Raw genomic sequence first — 249 nt, forward strand, 5'->3', positions numbered from 1 at the left:
GGACTGCTTGAAATTTCGTGGCAGGGGCGAACCAAGACCCACGGGCTTGAGCCGAGTCCGCTGCGCGCGGCCGTGCAACAGGCACTTGCCCCGTATCTTTAGGAGCGAACGATGATGAAAATCCATGTCACCAGTGTCTTTGTCGACGATCAGGCCCGCGCGCTTGATTTTTACGTCGGAAAGCTGGGCTTCCAGTTGAAGAACGACATTCCGGTGGGCGAGAACCGCTGGCTGACGGTGGTGTCGCCG

1 protein-coding gene is annotated in these 249 nt (G+C 59.0%); it reads left to right on the top strand.

Annotation, left to right across the window (positions count from 1 at the left end; translation table 11 throughout):
• Nucleotides 1-114 precede the first annotated feature (114 nt).
• A partial coding sequence (locus tag Q5L94_RS14295; RefSeq protein WP_411161953.1) for a VOC family protein occupies nucleotides 115-249 on the top strand: 135 nt, incomplete at its 3' end.

The sequence above is a fragment of the Idiomarina sp. Sol25 genome (genome assembly GCF_033052775.1).
Taxonomy (GTDB): domain Bacteria; phylum Pseudomonadota; class Gammaproteobacteria; order Enterobacterales; family Alteromonadaceae; genus Idiomarina.